Origin of the sequence: Halorussus sp. MSC15.2 (genome assembly GCF_010747475.1) — an archaeon.
Taxonomy (GTDB): Archaea; Halobacteriota; Halobacteria; order Halobacteriales; family Haladaptataceae; genus Halorussus.
In genome coordinates, this window is sequence record NZ_VSLZ01000004.1 from 173382 (window position 1) to 188970 (window position 15589).

The 15589-nt window shown below is 66.6% G+C and carries 16 protein-coding genes and 1 pseudogene; 8 read left to right on the forward strand and 9 right to left on the reverse strand.

Features of this window, described 5'->3' with window-relative positions; translation table 11 throughout:
- Positions 1–14: 14 nt before the first annotated feature.
- Positions 15–761 (forward strand): hypothetical protein, encoded by a 747-nt coding sequence (locus tag FXF75_RS15750; protein ID WP_163522812.1) that lies wholly within the window; start codon positions 15–17, stop codon positions 759–761.
- A 29-nt stretch (positions 762–790) separates the two neighbouring features.
- On the opposite strand, the gene FXF75_RS15755 is transcribed toward FXF75_RS15750, so the two are convergent.
- The 4 genes from FXF75_RS15755 to FXF75_RS15770 all read right to left on the reverse strand — a co-directional run bounded on the left by FXF75_RS15755 (position 791) and on the right by FXF75_RS15770 (position 3208).
- Positions 791–1573, reverse strand: coding sequence for an SDR family NAD(P)-dependent oxidoreductase (locus FXF75_RS15755; RefSeq protein WP_163522813.1), 783 nt, complete (start codon positions 1571–1573; stop codon positions 791–793).
- Positions 1574–1636: 63 nt separating this feature from the next.
- Positions 1637–2038 carry a hypothetical protein gene (locus tag FXF75_RS15760; protein ID WP_163522671.1) on the reverse strand — a complete coding sequence of 134 codons (402 nt, stop codon included), beginning with the start codon at positions 2036–2038 and terminating at the stop codon, positions 1637–1639.
- 47 nt (positions 2039–2085) lie between these two features.
- Positions 2086–2349, reverse strand: a complete 264-nt coding sequence (locus FXF75_RS15765) for a hypothetical protein (RefSeq protein ID WP_163522814.1) — start codon at positions 2347–2349, stop codon at positions 2086–2088.
- Between the two features lie 64 nt (positions 2350–2413).
- Positions 2414–3208 carry a creatininase family protein gene (locus tag FXF75_RS15770; protein WP_163522815.1) on the reverse strand — a complete coding sequence of 265 codons (795 nt, stop codon included), beginning with the start codon at positions 3206–3208 and terminating at the stop codon, positions 2414–2416.
- Positions 3209–3389: 181 nt separating this feature from the next.
- Between FXF75_RS15770 and FXF75_RS15775 the strand changes: the two genes are divergently transcribed.
- The 3 genes and pseudogenes from FXF75_RS15775 (at position 3390) to FXF75_RS15785 (ending at position 4709) form a co-directional block, all read left to right on the forward strand.
- The gene (locus tag FXF75_RS15775; RefSeq protein WP_163522816.1) at positions 3390–3671 is read left to right on the forward strand and encodes a winged helix-turn-helix transcriptional regulator; all 282 of its coding nucleotides are present in this window, start codon (positions 3390–3392) and stop codon (positions 3669–3671) included.
- A gap of 39 nt (positions 3672–3710) precedes the next feature.
- Positions 3711–4018: pseudogene (locus tag FXF75_RS15780) on the forward strand (hypothetical protein).
- A gap of 85 nt (positions 4019–4103) precedes the next feature.
- The gene (locus FXF75_RS15785) at positions 4104–4709 is read left to right on the forward strand and encodes a hypothetical protein (protein WP_163522817.1); all 606 of its coding nucleotides are present in this window, start codon (positions 4104–4106) and stop codon (positions 4707–4709) included.
- Positions 4710–4787: 78 nt separating this feature from the next.
- Here FXF75_RS15785 and thiC read toward each other — a convergent pair whose 3' ends face one another.
- From thiC to FXF75_RS15805, 4 genes are all read right to left on the reverse strand, one after another.
- Positions 4788–6218, reverse strand: a complete 1431-nt coding sequence (thiC, locus tag FXF75_RS15790; RefSeq protein WP_163522818.1) for a phosphomethylpyrimidine synthase ThiC — start codon at positions 6216–6218, stop codon at positions 4788–4790.
- A gap of 86 nt (positions 6219–6304) precedes the next feature.
- Positions 6305–7057: an ABC transporter permease gene (locus FXF75_RS15795; RefSeq protein ID WP_163522819.1), complete on the reverse strand. Its 753-nt coding sequence runs from the start codon at positions 7055–7057 to the stop codon at positions 6305–6307.
- Positions 7054–7728 carry a hypothetical protein gene (locus tag FXF75_RS15800; RefSeq protein ID WP_163522820.1) on the reverse strand — a complete coding sequence of 225 codons (675 nt, stop codon included), beginning with the start codon at positions 7726–7728 and terminating at the stop codon, positions 7054–7056. Before FXF75_RS15800 ends, FXF75_RS15795 begins: the two co-directional genes overlap by 4 nt.
- A 106-nt stretch (positions 7729–7834) precedes the next feature.
- Positions 7835–8626, reverse strand: a complete 792-nt coding sequence (locus FXF75_RS15805; RefSeq protein WP_163522821.1) for an ABC transporter ATP-binding protein — start codon at positions 8624–8626, stop codon at positions 7835–7837.
- Positions 8627–8688: 62 nt separating this feature from the next.
- Between FXF75_RS15805 and FXF75_RS15810 the strand changes: the two genes are divergently transcribed.
- The 4 genes from FXF75_RS15810 (at position 8689) to FXF75_RS15825 (ending at position 14301) form a co-directional block, all read left to right on the forward strand.
- Positions 8689–9264, forward strand: a complete 576-nt coding sequence (locus FXF75_RS15810) for a GbsR/MarR family transcriptional regulator (RefSeq protein ID WP_205427716.1) — start codon at positions 8689–8691, stop codon at positions 9262–9264.
- 88 nt (positions 9265–9352) lie between these two features.
- A complete protein-coding gene (locus tag FXF75_RS15815; RefSeq protein ID WP_163522822.1) occupies positions 9353–10984 on the forward strand; it encodes a TrkA family potassium uptake protein in 1632 nt (543 codons plus the stop codon).
- 156 nt (positions 10985–11140) lie between these two features.
- Positions 11141–12403 carry an ABC transporter permease gene (locus tag FXF75_RS15820; RefSeq protein WP_163522823.1) on the forward strand — a complete coding sequence of 421 codons (1263 nt, stop codon included), beginning with the start codon at positions 11141–11143 and terminating at the stop codon, positions 12401–12403.
- A gap of 245 nt (positions 12404–12648) precedes the next feature.
- Entirely contained in the window at positions 12649–14301 is a 1653-nt protein-coding gene (locus FXF75_RS15825) for a glycosyltransferase family 39 protein (RefSeq protein ID WP_205427718.1), read from the forward strand.
- 91 nt (positions 14302–14392) lie between these two features.
- Here the strand turns inward: FXF75_RS15825 and FXF75_RS15830 are convergent, their stop codons facing one another.
- Positions 14393–15565: a tubulin/FtsZ family protein gene (locus FXF75_RS15830; protein ID WP_163522824.1), complete on the reverse strand. Its 1173-nt coding sequence runs from the start codon at positions 15563–15565 to the stop codon at positions 14393–14395.
- Between the last annotated feature and the right edge of the window lie 24 nt (positions 15566–15589).

Sequence of the window (15589 nt, forward strand, 5' to 3'; positions counted from 1 at the left end):
TCACAAGACAAGCGATGGCGACAGATAGCTCCGGCAGTCGGGATTCCGACGCGACCGCCGAGGACCTCGCCGATTTCCTCGGGCTGTTGAACGAACTCAAAGCCACCGGCTGTACCCTGCTGGTCGTCGGAGACGCCCGACCCGAACTGTTCACGCGCGCGAGCGCGAACCTGTTCGGCGACCCGGCGGCCACGCGGTACCGACTGCTGGCGGCGACCGACGCGGAGGCGCGGAGCATCGCCGACCGCCTCCCCGACCCGGACGCGACCCCGCGTCCGGTGTCAGAGACGACGAAAATCGTCAATCACGCCGACGCACCGCGGTCGATTACGTCGGCCGCGCGTTCGAGCGACTCGGCGAAGGCGGTGATTCCCGAGACTCGAGTCACCGACCCACGACTCGACGGACTTCAATCCGCGCTCGTTGAGTCCATCGAGGAGTTCGCGCGCGACGCCAAGGGTCTCCGCCCCGGGGAGTTGCGCGTCGGTATCGACTCGCTCGGAACGCTGTTCGACCACCACGGCCGGGAGGTGGTTCGACGGTGCCTCCGGAAGGTCGGTGCCTCGGTCCGCGACCACGACGCGATGGCCCACTACCTCTTAGAGGACGACTACGACAGCGAGCGTACACGGGCACTCGCTCCCGACGTGGACGCGGTCATCGAAATCCGGTCAGATGATGCGGCGACCCACCGTCACGACGCCCAACAGCGGTGGCACGTCCCCAGCCGCGACTTGACCACCGACTGGGTCCGGTTGTAGCTCGGACGTCGCCCCTCGAATCCGGTCGGTCAGGCGACGTGGCCGCCGCCGTCCACCCAGACGGTCTCGCCGGTCACGTACGACGCAGCGTCGCTCGCCAGAAAGAGGTAAGCTCCGGCCAACTCCGCCGGGTCGGCCGCCCGCATGGGGAGGTCGGGGGTCTCTCCCTCCGGTGCCATCTCCTCGGCCTCTTCGGACCACCCCTCGCGAATTTCGGTGGCGACGGGACCGGGCGCGACGGCGTTGACCCGCACGCCCTCGGTGGCGAGTTCGAGGGCCGCGCTCCGCGTTATCATTCGAATCGCCCCCTTCGTCGCGGCGTAGTGAGAGTGGTCCCACGCCGCTCGGCCCTGCGTGTCCGAGGAAGTGTTGATGACGACCCCGGGGTCGCCGCGGTCTATCATGTCGTTCGCGGCGAACTGCGTCCCGAAGAAGGTCCCCCGCGCGTTGACCGCGTGGACTTCCTCGAACTCCGCGGGCGTGACCTCGCGGAACCGGCGCTTCGTGTAGACGCCAGCGTTGTTCACCATCACGTCCACGCCGCCGAACTCGCGGGCCGACTCGATTAGCGTCCGAATCTGGTCTGGGTCCGAGACGTCGGTCTCGACGTACTCGGCGTCGCCGCCGCCGTCGCGGATTCGCTCGTGGGTCGGGACCGATTCGCCCTCGGCCTTCGGGTCCTCGCGCACGTCGGCGACGACGACGGTCGCGCCCGCGTCGCCGAACGCGAGCGCACCCGCTCTGCCGATGCCCGCACTCGCGCCCGTGACGATAACTGTGGAGTCAGAGAAGTCGGGGTTCAGTGTTCCCATGCCGTGTTCACGGTCACGACGAGAGTCCGTAACCGCACCGGCCCGCATCGCCGGGTCGCCGCCTCACGTCATCCAGTCGATTATCCACGCTATCACGCCGATGGTGATGAGACCGATACCGATGGCGGAAGTAGCGGGTTCCGGGAAGAAGAACAGCACGACGCCCACCAAGAGCAGCGCGCCGATGAGTCCCTCGTCCCACCAGCTACCGTCGTCCTCGTCGGTCCCCGCGCGGTCGGTTCGCTCGTCGTACTCACCTTCGGTCCCGTCGTAGTCGGCGTCCACGGTGTCGCCGCCGGGCCAGACGCCCCACCCGGTCGGGTAGAGCGACCCGCCGACGCCCGACGGGAAGAAGGTGTCGTCGGTCGCACCGTCGCCGGTGTACTCGTCGCGCGTCGGTTCGTCCCCGTGGACTTCTCTGTATGTGTCGTCGTACTCGTCGTCCGTGTACGGGTCGTTCGCCATGTGCAAAAAGAGGGTCCTGACATGGTTATGGCCTGTGGCCGACCCCGTCACGTCAACGCGTCGAGGACAACGAGGCTGATGGCGAACGCCAACAGTAGGAACCCAGTCACCGTGGTCGCAGGTTCGGGGAAGAGGACGAGCGCCGCTCCGACCACCGCGAGCGCCGCGGCGACGCCGACGTCCCAGAACCCGTCGCCCGACCCTTCGTCGGCGGTGACGCGTTCGTCGGTCGTGTCGCTCTCGTCGATTCGGAGTCGCTCCGTGTTCTCCACGTCGTCGTCCGGGTCGTCCGCGGCCGTGTACCTGCTCATGTCCGGACGTAGGAGTGGCGACCGGTTAGGGATTCGGGCCGCCCGTCGAGGTTCGAGGACGACGCTACCGCCGACTGCCGGGTCGCGGTTCCACGTGGGGCTTCGCCATCAGGTCCTCGAACCGCCGCTCGTCGAGCCACGTCGCCAGTTGTGCCAACTGGTCGCTCGCGGCTTCGAAGAGTTTTCGGCCCTTCTCGGGAGTGGCGTCGGTCTGGTCGCCGAGGACGCCGTTGTCGGTGTTGTCGATGGCGTCGTAGAAGTTGCGCGCGCCGTGGACGAACGCGTCGTCGAGCGGCCAGTCGGACGCGCCGCCGTCTCGCGCTTCTTCGAGGTTCTCCGTCCGCACGTTCTCGGGGTCGAGGTGCATCATCATCGCGGTCTCCTTCGGGCCGCCGTGGGGTCCGTTGACCGCGAAGAGGTCGTCCACGAGGTCGGTGATGGACTCGTCCCACATCCACTCCACGGCGTAGGCCACCTCGTCCTCGCGCAGGCGACGGCCGACCTCCCGGAGGTGGGTCTGATTGCCGCCGTGGGCGTTGACGAAGACGATGCGGTCGATGCCGTGGTACGCGAGGTTTCTGGAGAAACTCTCGACGTAGTCGCGGAACTCCGGCGGGTCAACCCACATCGTTCCGTGGAACTGCTTGTGGTGGGGGCTGACGCCGACGTTCACGGTCGGCGTGCAGAGGTAGCCGGTCCGGTCGGCCGTTTCGCGCGCGAGACCCTCCGCAATCGCGTGGTCGGTGGAGAGCGGGAGGTGCGGTCCGTGCTGTTCGGTCGAACCCAGCGGCACGAACGCCAACGACTCCTCGGCAACGTAGTCGCCCAACTCCGGCCACGTCTGGTCTGCGAGGTACATGTCGGTAGGCCGGGCGCGAGCGGGTAAAGGTCTTGCCTGCTGCGGACGACGTGTCCACCGGGTTCTCCCCGCGGAAACGTGGGATTTACTACCGGGGACTCCCGGCAGTTACCGAGCAGTAACCTCGTTTCATCGGGGTTAGGAAACGTATAATCCGTTGGCGTCCGACGCTACGAACACGATGACTGATTGTCTCGACGACGACGCCCCGCCGAGCGCGAAACTGGTCGTGAAGGTACTTGAGTACAACGACGAGGCGCTGACCCAGCAACAAATCAGCGACCGGACTCGCCTCTCGCCCCGGACGGTCCGCAGTTCCATCAAGCGCCTCAAGGAGCAGGGCGTCATCGAGGAGCGCGTGTACATCCCCGACGCCCGCAAGCAACTCTACACCCTCACCGACTCGGTGCAGGAGTGTCTGCAGGCAGGAGAGACCGGTCCCGAGAGCGCCGAGGCGGTCTGACCGAAACGGTTTCAGTGCTGCCGTGAGGACCGTTCCGCCGTGACCGAGTACGACAAACTCGTCCGCGACCGGATTCCGGCGTCGTTCGCGAGAACGACGAGACGCCCGTGACCCACGTCGCAGACGGCGAGGAGTACCGACGCCGCCTGCGCGAGAAACTCTGCGAAGAGAGCGAGGAGTTCCGCGAAAGCGGCGACCCGGAGGAACTCGCCGACGTGCTGGAGGTAGTCGCGGCGATTCAAGACGCGGCCGAGTTCGGTTCGGGGGACCTGGAGCGCCTCCGAGAGGAGAAGGCAGAAGAACGCGGCCGATTCGACGACGGCGTGGTTTTAGAGCGAGTGGAGTGAACGCCGGAAACGTACCGCTTTGTATAGCCTAAAATTTTAGGCTAGAAATATTAACTCTCTAACTATAAACGTGGATGTGCAGTCCATGAAACCAAACGACACGACCATCGACCGACGTTCGCTCCTGAAGCGAGTCGCGGTGGCGGGCGCGACGACCGGTCTCGCCGCCGGGAGCGCCGCCGCGGCCGACTCCGAGAAACCCGGTCGCCCCGCGCGCCGAGACGAGTCCGAACAGTTGCTCGAATCGTACGGGAGTGACTTACTGACGTTGCTCTCCGAAGAAGGTGTCCTCGACGCCCCCGATGTCAGTGAACTCCCGACCGACCGCCCGGCATCACCCCACGCCTCGCTGCGCGGTGAATCGGGGACGGCGTTCGTGGAGTCAGACGTTCAACCGGCCAAACTCGTCACCGTGACTGAGGTCGCGCAGGGGACGCTCACGCTCTCGGTCGAACCGGGGACGGGACAGTCGTACGCCCTCCTCGACGACGGTGACTCGGTGACCGTGTTCAATCCCGAAGTCGGAACGCTCGACGCCGAGGATACCGTGACGACCCAGAGTTGCAGTCAGTACGCCTGTCCGCCCGATGCTGACGGGTCGTGTTACGCATCGAGTGCCATCACGTACGACGGTGACCGCGTGGCGACGCAGGCGTCGTGTTGCTCGTACTACCAGTGTACGGACCCCTGACGCGGTCGGTTCCTTTTTTCGGTCGCGGGTCCCGTCGGAGCGGACAGTCAGCGAGGGTCCCGTCGCTCGAACGCCCCGTCAGTCGTCCGCGGACGGGTACTCGCGGTCGAGGTTCACGTCTTCGAGCGGTGCGCCATCGACCTCGTGAGTGCCGACCGGCGGTCGGTTGACTTCCGCCGCGGGGGAGGCATCCACGTCGGTCTCCTCGGCTATCTCGCTCATCTCGCCGTCTGCGTCCCGAGCGTCTTGGTCGATGCGCATCGAGCAGAACTCCGCGCCGCACATCGAACAGAAGCGGGCTTCTTTGTAGTTGTCGCCGGGGAGCGTCTGGTCGTGGTACGACCGGGCGCGCTCGGGGTCGAGCGCGAGGTCGAACTGGCGTCGCCAGTCGAAGTCGTACCGGGCCTCCGAGAGGGCGTCGTCCCAGTCGCGGGCGCCCTCGCGTCCGTTCGCCACGTCGGCGGCGTGGGCCGCGATGCGGTAGGCCGCGAGTCCGTCGCGCACGTCCTCGGCGTCGGGGAGTCCGAGGTGTTCCTTCGGCGTGACGTAACAGAGCATCGCGGCCCCCGCACGGGCGGCCTCGGTCGCGCCGATTGCGCTCGTGATGTGGTCGTAGCCCGGTGCCACGTCGGTCACGAGGGGACCGAGGACGTAGAATGGCGCGCCGTCGCAGACCTCCTGCTGGCGCTCGACCTGCCCCGAAATCTGGTCCATCGGGACGTGCCCCGGTCCCTCGACCATCACCTGCACGCCGTGGTCGTGCGCGATACTGGTGAGTTCGCCGAGCGTCTCCAACTCCGCGTACTGGGCGTCGTCGCCCGCGTCGGCCAGACACCCGGGGCGGAGACCGTCCCCGAGACTGAACGTCACGTCGTACTCCGCGAAGATTTCGCAGATGTCCTCGAACTTGGCGTAGAGTGGGTTCTGCATCCCGTTCTCCTCCATCCACTGGGCGAGGATGGACCCGCCGCGCGAGACGATGCCGGTCTTGCGGCCGTCGGTCAGCGGCAGGTGTTCCATCAGGATGCCGGCGTGAATCGTCTGGTAATCGACGCCCTGCTGGGCCTGCTTCTCGATGACATCGAGCAGGAGTTCGTGAGTGATGTCCTCGACGCTCTCGGCGCGCTTGACCGCCTCGTAAATCGGTACGGTCCCGAGGGGGACCGGCGAGTGTTCGACGTTGGCCGTCCGAATCCGGTCGAGGTCGCCGCCGGTACTGAGGTCCATCACGGTGTCCGCGCCGTAGTGGACCGCGGCGTGCAACTTCTCCAACTCCTCCTCGACACCGCTGTCCGTCTCGCTGTTGCCGATGTTGGCGTTGACCTTCGTGGCGAACTCGCGCCCGATAATCATCGGGTCGAGTCGGTCGTGCTCGACGTTGGCCGGAATCACGGCCCGTCCGTCTGCGACCTGCTGGCGGACGAACTCGGGGTCCACCTGTTCGCGTTCGGCGACCCGTTCCATCGCATCGGTGACCGTTCCTTCGCGGGCACGCTGGAGTTGCGTCATGGATTACTAGGTTGTACTACCGGATAATAAATTCGGCGGTCGATGTGTTTGGTCAGGGTGGGACCGTACCGAACGAGAAGTCGTACCTACCCCAGTCGTATCGTCCGATAGTACGCGACGGCGGTGACGACGCTCACAGCACCGAGGTAGAGTACCGCCCGGCCGAGCGGTTCGAACGCGACCGACGCCGACAGTCCGGCGTCCACGGCGACCGCCGTCGCGTAGTGGCCGGGGAGCGACGACGCGAGCCAGTGAGGGTCCGAAACTATCGGATTCTGGAAGAAGAACACGTCCACCATCGGGGCGAACAGCAAGAGGTAGACCCCCGCCAACCGCGAGAGGACGAGTCCGGCGAGCGCCCCGACGAGTCCGTAGGTGAGACCCGCCAGCACCGACGCGACCGCGAACCACCCGAGTCGGTCGGGGACCACCTCGACGGAGAGAACCGCGAGCGAGACCGCGGCCGCGACCGCCGCGGCGACGGCGAGAAGGCCGACACGGGCGAACAGTAACTGCGCCGGTCGGTAGCCCGCGACCGCGAGACGGCCGTCCGCGTCGCGGGCGGTCAGCATCAGAAAGAGTCCCGCGATACCGCCGACGAGCGCGCACATCAGCGGGACGAGCAGGATTCCGTAGAGTTGCGAAGACGGGAGCGTGACGGTCCCTCTCCCGGCAACCTCGACGGGAACCGGGGAGTCGGGCAGGAGGAAGACGAGGACGCCGACGAAGTACGCCGGGAGGAAGACCAGCAGCGCGAGCAACACCGGCGTCCGGGCGTACTCGCGGAGACCCATCTCGAACGCCGTGGCGGTGGGACCTCGCCGACTGATTCGGCTCACGCCGATACACCCCCGTCGCCGGTCACTCGGGCGTAGACGACCAGCGCCACCGCGAACGCGACCCCGAGGTAGGCGGTCCCGGCGAGCGCGTTCCCGACTGCGACCGTTCCGTCGAACACGGCGGACCGGAACAGGTCGTGCGGATAGTGAAGCGGCAGGAGAACGAGGAAGGGCGAATCCACGTCGAGCAGTCCGCTGGAGAGGAAGTCGTCGAAGTCCACGAGGAAGACGAGGACGAGCGACCCTTCGAGCGCCCGCGGCAGGACCGCGCCCACGAGCATGCCGACCAGTCCGTACAACAGCGCCGCGAGCGTCAGCGCGCCGAACGCGGCGAGCGGGGCCTCGGGTTCGACGCGCCACCAGAGGACCGCGGTCGTGACGCCCGCGACCAGCGCACTCCCGAGGACCACCGCGACCAACCGCGAGGCGAACAGTTCGGCGCGGTCGTACCCGCAGACGCCGAGTCGCTCGTCGGCCTGCACCGCTCCGAGTATCTGAAACAGGCCGAGGATTCCGGCGAGGAACGCGGCGGCGTAGATGGCGCCGTTGACTCGTCCCATCTCGGCCATCGTCCCGCCGTCGAGGTGCGGAAACTGGGGGAACGCCGCCATCGCCGTTCCGTAGCCCTCCACGACCACGACCGGGAGGACGACGAGCAATGCGACGTTCATAGGTGTGCGAACGAAGGCGCGGACGTGAGAACTCACCCCGACTCGGAGGCGGCGGAGTCGGCTTGCCTGTCGCCCGCCACTCGCTCGGTTCTGTGGTCTCGCACTCTCAGGCATCGGTCTCGACCTCCCGGGCGGCCGATTCGGGGTCCCCGGCGGTACTACCGGGGTCTCGGGGGTCTTCGGTCGGGCGGTCCGCGAGGTCGGCGTCGGTCACGTCGGTCAGTCGGCCGCCTTCGAGTTCGAGGATGCGGTCGAACCGCTCGCGCTCGCTCACGAAGTGCGAGATGACCGCGATGGCGACGCCGCGGTCGGTCAGTTCCTCGGTCAACTCCCAGAACGCGAGGTAGGTCTGCCAGTCGAACCCGGTGTACGGTTCGTCCAGAAACAGCACGTCCGGGTCGGCCAGTATCGCGACGCTCAGGTTGACCTTCTGTCGGTTCCCACCGCTGAGTTGGTCGATGCGGTAGTCGAGGAACTCCTCGAAGCCCAGTCGGTCGGCCAGACGGTCCCGGGCGTCCCGAATCTCGCCGTCGGTCATCCCGTAAGCGGTCCCGAACAACCGGAACGTCTCGGCCACGGTGAGGCGGTCGTACAGCAGGGGGTCCTGCGGGCACCATCCCGCCGTGCCGTCCACGGCGACGTCGCCGTCGTCGGGGTCGAGCGCGCCGACGAGAATCTTCATCAGCGTGGACTTCCCGCTCCCGTTCTCGCCCACGATGCCGACGATTTCGCCCCGGCGGACGTCGAGGTCCGCGCCGCGGAGGACTTCGACCGAGCGTGTAAACGGCAGGGGTGAGTCGTACGTCTTCGTCACGTTCCGGCCGCGAACGACGAGTTCGTCGCCGAGGTCGGCCCCGTCAGTCGCATCGTCCCGAACTCTATTTTCTATATTCGACATATACCGAATATTCTGTATACCACGATTTATTAGTTTCGGCGGCGAACGTTCGACCGACCCGAATGACCGACTCTGACGCCGGTTCCGCCGACGAACCAACCGACGAAGGCGACCCCGACGAGGCGGCCGTTCGCCGCGCCCGCGAGGAAGTAATCGAGGCGATGGCCCGCGCGGCGGAGGTGTACGGCATCAAGCCGAGTTACGGACGACTCTACGGCCTGCTCTACTTCGCCGACGAACCGCTGTCGCTCGACCGCCTCGCCGACGAGAGCGACTACGCCAAGTCCACGGTCAGCACCGCGATGTCCGCGATGGAGCGCTACCACTTCGCCCACCGGCGGTCGATACCCGGTGAGGGGAAGAAGGCCTACTACGAGGCCGAGACCGACCTCTGGCACGTTTTCCAGCAGTTGCTCAATCAGGAGGTCCGGAGCGAGGTCCGCATCATGACGCGGGCGCTCGACGAAGCGGCCGAGACGCTTCGGGACGCCGACTCCGAGCGCGCCGAGCGCGACCTGCGGAAGGTCCGGAAGTTGCAGGGCGTCTACGAAAAGGCCGACAAGGCTCTCACGGTCCTGACGAGTTCCTCGCTCGACAGAATCACGGACCTGCTCGGCCGCCTTCGGTCCGGGGAGTAGTGGCCGCACGAAGTGCGGTCGCCGTCGCGGAGTCGGCGACCGACGCTAACCCCAATCCATTACACCGTCCCCCGAAAATCACCACCTGATGGAAACGTGGAAGCGCCGAACGCTCTACTACGTCTCGACGCTCGTCGCCGTCTTCGTCGGGTACGCGCTGATTTACGACTACGGGATGGCCGTCCACGAGGGCCACACCCAACCGTTCTACCAGTCCATGCAGGTCGTGGTGGAGACGTTCACAACGACCGGGTACGGGTCGGACGCGCCGTGGGAGACCCCCGAGATGAACCTGTTCGTCATGCTCATGGACCTGACCGGCGTGGTCCTCATCTTCGCGGCCTTGCCGGTGTTCGTCGTCCCGTTGTTCGAGGACGCGCTCTCGACCACGCTCCCGACGTCGGTCGAGGACCTCGAGGACCACGTCGTTATCTGTACGCACACTCCACGGGCCGAGACGCTCATCTCCGAACTGGAGTCGTGGGACGTCGAGTACGTCGTCGTCGAACCCGACCGCGAGACCGCACTGGACCTCTACGAGTCGGACTACTCGGTGATTCACGGCGACCCCGAGTCGGTCGAGACGCTGGAGAACGCGAACCTCGACGCCGCGACCGCACTCGTCGCCGACGCCGGCGACGAAGTGGACGTGAGTATCGTGCTGACGGCGCGGGAGGCCGCCGAAGACGTGCGCATCGTCAGCGTCGTCGAGGAACCCGACCACGAGGCGTACCACGAACTCGCGGGCGTGGACGAGGTCCTCTCGCCGCGGCGACTCGTCGGCGAGAGTCTGGCGGACAAGATTACCACCGCCGTCTCGACGGAACTCGGCGACGTGGTCGAAATCGGTTCGGACTTCGAAATCGCGGAACTCTCGGTCCAGCGCGGGAGCGAACTCGTCGGTCACACCCTCGCCGAGAGCGGTATCCGCGAGCGCTCGGGAGCGAACGTCATCGGGGCGTGGACTCGCGGCGAGTTCGAGACGCCGCCGTCGCCGGAGACCGAACTCGCCGCGGGGACGGTCCTGCTGGTCGCCGGGCGACAGGCCCAACTCGAACGTCTCAACGACCTCGCGAGTTCGACCGCCCGGAGTCCCCGGCGGGGGACGGTCCTCGTGGTCGGTCACGGCGAGGTCGGTTCGACCGTCACCGACGCGCTCGCCGCCGCGAACATCTCCTACACCGTGGTGGACGTCGCGGACAAACCCGGTGTGGACGTGCAGGGCGACACGACCAACCCCGAAACGCTGGAGCAGGCGGGCATCGAACAGGCCCGAACCGTGGTGTTCACCGTCGCCGACGACACGCTGACCGGATTCGGGACGCTGGTTGCGCGCGACCTGAACCCCGACATCGAGGTGTTGGCCCGGGCCGAGGAGACCGGGAACGTCAAGAAACTCTACCGGGCCGGGGCCGACTACGTGCTGGCGCTGGCCACCGTCTCGGGGCGGATGCTCGCCTCGACGATTCTGGAGCGCGAGGAGGTCATCTCGATGGACAAGCAGGTCGAAATCGTCCGGACGACGGCCACGGAGTTCGTCGGCCAGAGTCTCGCCGAGACCGACATCCGCGCCCGAACCGGGTGTACGGTCGTGGCGGTCGAACGCGACGGCAGTGTCGTCACGGAACTGGGACCGGACTTCCACTTCCGGCGGGGCGACGACGTCATCGTCGCGGGCACCGACGAGAGCGTCGGTCGGTTCACGACGCTGGCGAACTGAGACCCCCGGATTGGGCGGTGTCGGTTCGGAACAGTTCCGCCCCCGGCGCTTGGCCGGTCCTACCGACGGTAACGCCGCGTTTCGGTTCGGGGGTTTTTGTCGCTCGCCGACGTACTCGGGTCAGCGGAAAACCCACACGGGGGACCGGGGTACACGATGAACGTCATCGAAGGGGCACGAATCAGTTGGCGCAACATTCGCGAACACAAACTTCGCTCGACGCTGACCACGCTCGGGGTCATCATCGGCGTCGCGGCGGTCATCACGTTCGTGACGCTCGGGGCGAGTCTCCAGCAGGACATCATCAGTACCGTCGCCGGCGGCAACGCCGCGACGATGTACGTGACGGCTCAGTCACCGGGCGATAGCAGGCTTCCGTCGCTCGGGGGCGGCGGGTCGGTCGTCTTCACCCAGTACGACGTCCAACAGATACGGCAACTAGAGGGCGTCGAACTCGCCGCGCCAGAGAGCGGCATCGCCGCCTCGACCGTCACGTACAACAACTCGACGGTGGGCAGACAGTGGATTACGGTGTCGTCGCCCGGTTACTTCCGGGTGCGGAACATCTCGTTCGTGGAGGGACGACCGTATCGGATGGGGGAACGCGAGGTGGTCCTGAACCGACCGGCCACCCAGATGTTCGCGGACAACGTCACCGTCGGTGACAACATCACGTTCACGCGGGCGGCCAACGACGAGAAACTGAACGCCACGGTCGTCGGCATCGTCGAGACTCAGAGCGGGGGCAGCGTCCTCGGAATCGGACAGGGCGAGGCGCAACCGAAAATATACGCGCCCACGCAGCCCTACTACGAGCGGACGGTGGTGAGTCCGAGCCTCCGCGCCCGCCAGTTGGTCTACGGGCGGATACTCGTCAAGGCCGAGTCGCCGGGACAGGTCGATGCGGTGCAGGGGCGGGTGTTCAACTACCTCGGCGAGCAGTCCGACGCCCGCCAACTCAAGTCCCAGTCCTACCAGTTTGAGGTGACGACGCAGGGTCAGATTATCGGCCAGATAAAGCAGTTGACCAGCACGTTCACCGCCTACATCACGGGAATCGCGGTCATCTCGCTCATCGTGGGGTCCATCGGCATCGCCAACATCATGCTGGTGAGCGTGACCGAGCGCACCCGCGAAATCGGCATCATGAAAGCGGTCGGCGCGCAGAACCGCGACGTGCTCCAGTTGTTCCTCGTCGAGGCGGTCATGCTCGGGGTGCTGGGGTCGGCGCTCGGTGCGGTCGTGGGCATCGCGGGCGGGTACGCCGGCGCGCAGGCCATCGGACTCCCGCTGGCGTTCCAGCCGATATGGTTCGTGGCCTCGGTCGCGGTGGGCGTCGTGGTCGGAGTCCTCGCGGGACTCTATCCCGCGTGGGACGCCGCCCACACCGACCCCATCGACGCGCTCAGGTACGAGTGAGAGCAGTGCTCGGAACTCGCTCGCGGCGCGTCGAACCGCTCGACCACGTGTGGCCGAAAGATGTAACCCTCGATTCGTACTGTGTTCGGTAACGAGCGACCGTAAACGACGATTTCCGCGACGTAACACCGTCGGGGTCCGCGCCGCCCGGGACGGGGGACGGAGTAGCCACTGGATAACAAAGGAGGACCGACGCGAACCGCAGCCGAGACGAGAGCGCTCGTTTTGAGCGCAGGGAGACCGCTATGACGGAACAGAATCTCGCACAGAAGACGACAGTACGCACTCAGAAGTACAAACGGGAGTTGCTATGGCTCGCACCCGCGCTCCTCGCGGCGGCGGTGCTGTTCACCGTCTATCTGCGCTCGCATCCGTACCCGTCGTTCGGAGCGGGACTCTACCTCCTCATCGCCGAGCGCATCTCCGAGATGGGGTACGCGCTCCCGAAGACGATTCCCTACTACACGGAGGGCGGCGTCCCCTTCGCGTACCCGCCGCTGATGTTCTACGCGGTGGCCGCAATCCGTGACCTCACGGGACTCGACCCCATCACCATCACGCGGGTGTTGCCGGGACTGGTGACGATGCTCTACCTCGTTCCGCTCTACCTGCTGGCCCGAGACTTGCTCGGGTCGCGCCCCGAGGCCGCGCTGACCAGTCTCGTCGTGGCGGTGAGTCCGCCCGTGCTCCAGTGGCACATCTCGGCCGGCGGAATCGTCCGCGCGCCCGGCTTCCTGTTCGCGCTGTCGGGCATCTACGCGGGACTCCGCCTCTACCGCGACCGGGACCAGCGGTGGGTCGTCCCCTCGCTCGCGCTGTTCACGCTCACCGTCCTCACTCATCCCCTCTACACTGCCTTCTTCGCGCTGTCGTATTTCCTGCTGTTCCTCGCGTTCGACCGAACGCTGTGGGGTCTCGTCCGCGGTGCGGTGGTCGGCGGCGGCGGCCTCCTGCTGGCCGCGCCGTGGTGGATACAGGTGATGTCCTACCACGGCGTAGACGTGTTCACGAGCGCGGCCGGGACCCACGGCGGCATCGGCGGCGGTCTCCAGTCGCTGCAGGCGCTCGTGCAGTTCAACGTCCACGGCGCGCTGGTCGGGCAGATGTGGGCCGTCGTCCCGTTGTTCGGCATCGCGTACCTCCTGAAGGAGCGCCGGTACTTCCTCCCGGTCTGGTTCGTCACGGTGATGCTGGCGTTCGGTAAGCCCCGACTCTCCGTCACCGTCGGGGCCTTCATCATCGCCGTCTTCCTGCTCGAAGGCGTCGGCCCGTGGCTGAAGCGCGAGACCCCGCTCCCGGTCGGTCGTCGCGAGGTCGTCACCGCCGCTGTCGTGTTAATCGCCACAGTCGGTCTCGCCGGGGGCGCGATGTACGCGACCAGCGACGTGGACGCCCACGCCGGGAGTCCGTCGCTCCCGCAGTTCATCACCCACGACGACGTGGAGGCGATGGAGTGGGTGGAGACGAACACCGACCCGAGCGCCACGTTCGTCGTGCAGGGCGACGCCGCCGAGTGGTTCCCCCAGCAGACGCATCGAACGATGCTCGTGGGTCCGTGGGGCGTCGAGTGGAAGGGCCACGAACCGTACAACCGCCAGTTGAACCTCTTCCGGGACATCTCCTCGTGTAACAGCGCCCACTGCATGTCCCAGACCCTCTCGGCGGCCGGGGTGAGTCCCGACTACATCTACCTGCCGAAGGGGACGTTCACGGTCCGGGGGATGCAGTACCAGCGCACCAGCAAACTGGCGATGTCGATGCATCTCTCGCCCAAGTACCGCACCGTCTTCGAGAACGACGGCGTCATCGTCTTCGAGGTGATGGACGGCGAGCGGGGCGAGAGCCAGACCGGGACGGGACCCGGTAGCGACGGCGGTGGAAACTCCCGCGACCGCTGACTGAACCCGTAAAACGACAGCGATACGCGACGAAAACGGCAGGAACAGCGTGGTGTGGTGAAACGACAGGAACCGACGAGACAGAAACGACTCAGAACAGCGGGTCGAGTTCGCCGTCGTCGTCCTCGATGAGGTCGGTGGTGTTCTGCTGGCTTTCGGACCGAATCTCGTCGATGTTGTCTTGGGCCTCGATGGCCACGTCCTGTAACTCCTCGACCCGGGGGACCTGCGAGACGCCCGACAGCAGGACGACGCCAGCGACTTGGTCGGCGTCGCCGGTCGGGTAGTCCCCGCCGCGGACCTCCATCGACCCGGTCTGGTTCTCCAACCACTTGCGGCCCTTCTCGACGCCCTTCCGGTTCAGGTACTCGGGCGGACCGCTGGCGACCAGCAGCGAGCGCTCGGCGCTGTCGATTTCGCAGGGCAGGGTCAACCGCCCCAGCGCCGCCTTCCGGACCAGACTCGTGATTCGGTTGGTCGCGTGGGTCGAGTCCACCTCCCCGGTGCCGTCGCTCTTGAACCGCGAGAGCAGGCCGCCCGAGGGGTTGTCCACCTCCTCGGCGGCGTACCCGACCGTGGAGACGCCGCCGGTGTCGAGCGTGTTGATTATCTCGCTGGAGTCCACGACGCTCTCGCCGACCTCGTCGCCGCGCGAGACTTCGCCCGCGCCGAAGAGAATGCCGAACCGCCGGACTATCTCCTCGTTGATGCGGTCATAGCCCGACCCGACGCTCTCGCCCGACTCGCGCCACGCGTCGTTGTCGAACACCAGCAGGTTGTCCACCTCGCGGACGAACGTCTGGAACGACCGCGCTGCGTTCAGGGTGTAGATGCCGCCCTCGTCGCGGCCCGGCAGGATGCCGAGACCGTACACCGGTTCGGTGTAGATGCGCTTGAGGTACTTCGCGAGGACCGGCGCGCCGCCCGACCCCGTCCCGCCGCCCATCCCGGCGACGATGAGGAAAGCGTCGATGTCGTGGATGGGGACGTTGTCCACCGCGCCCTGTACCTCGTCGATGTCCTCCTCGGCGATTTCCGCCCCGAGTTCGTTGTCCGCGCCGACCCCGTGGCCCTTCACGCGGGACTGCCCGATGAGGACCTGATTCTCCTCGGGCACGTAGTCGAGACCCACGAGGTCGGCCTTCGCGGTGTTGACCGCCACGGCCGACCGCACGGCCTGACTGCCGGTGCGCTGGTCGTACTCGATGAACTTGTCAACTATCTTCCCGCCCGCCTGTCCGAAACCAATCATCGCGAGTTTCATCGTGACCCCTCCGTGACGGCGTTC

What these genes read in the sequence shown, in the direction of transcription:
- FXF75_RS15750 (WP_163522812.1), top strand. Translation starts at nt 15, where the DNA reads ATGGCGACAGATAGCTCCGGCAGTCGGGATTCCGACGCGACCGCCGAG.
- FXF75_RS15755 (WP_163522813.1), bottom strand. Translation starts at nt 1,573, where the DNA reads ATGGGAACACTGAACCCCGACTTCTCTGACTCCACAGTTATCGTCACG.
- FXF75_RS15760 (WP_163522671.1), bottom strand. Translation starts at nt 2,038, where the DNA reads ATGGCGAACGACCCGTACACGGACGACGAGTACGACGACACATACAGA.
- FXF75_RS15765 (WP_163522814.1), bottom strand. Translation starts at nt 2,349, where the DNA reads ATGAGCAGGTACACGGCCGCGGACGACCCGGACGACGACGTGGAGAAC.
- FXF75_RS15770 (WP_163522815.1), bottom strand. Translation starts at nt 3,208, where the DNA reads ATGTACCTCGCAGACCAGACGTGGCCGGAGTTGGGCGACTACGTTGCC.
- FXF75_RS15775 (WP_163522816.1), top strand. Translation starts at nt 3,390, where the DNA reads ATGACTGATTGTCTCGACGACGACGCCCCGCCGAGCGCGAAACTGGTC.
- FXF75_RS15785 (WP_163522817.1), top strand. Translation starts at nt 4,104, where the DNA reads ATGAAACCAAACGACACGACCATCGACCGACGTTCGCTCCTGAAGCGA.
- thiC (WP_163522818.1), bottom strand. Translation starts at nt 6,218, where the DNA reads ATGACGCAACTCCAGCGTGCCCGCGAAGGAACGGTCACCGATGCGATG.
- FXF75_RS15800 (WP_163522820.1), bottom strand. Translation starts at nt 7,728, where the DNA reads ATGAACGTCGCATTGCTCGTCGTCCTCCCGGTCGTGGTCGTGGAGGGC.
- FXF75_RS15805 (WP_163522821.1), bottom strand. Translation starts at nt 8,626, where the DNA reads ATGTCGAATATAGAAAATAGAGTTCGGGACGATGCGACTGACGGGGCC.
- FXF75_RS15810 (WP_205427716.1), top strand. Translation starts at nt 8,689, where the DNA reads ATGACCGACTCTGACGCCGGTTCCGCCGACGAACCAACCGACGAAGGC.
- FXF75_RS15815 (WP_163522822.1), top strand. Translation starts at nt 9,353, where the DNA reads ATGGAAACGTGGAAGCGCCGAACGCTCTACTACGTCTCGACGCTCGTC.
- FXF75_RS15820 (WP_163522823.1), top strand. Translation starts at nt 11,141, where the DNA reads ATGAACGTCATCGAAGGGGCACGAATCAGTTGGCGCAACATTCGCGAA.
- FXF75_RS15825 (WP_205427718.1), top strand. Translation starts at nt 12,649, where the DNA reads ATGACGGAACAGAATCTCGCACAGAAGACGACAGTACGCACTCAGAAG.
- FXF75_RS15830 (WP_163522824.1), bottom strand. Translation starts at nt 15,565, where the DNA reads ATGAAACTCGCGATGATTGGTTTCGGACAGGCGGGCGGGAAGATAGTT.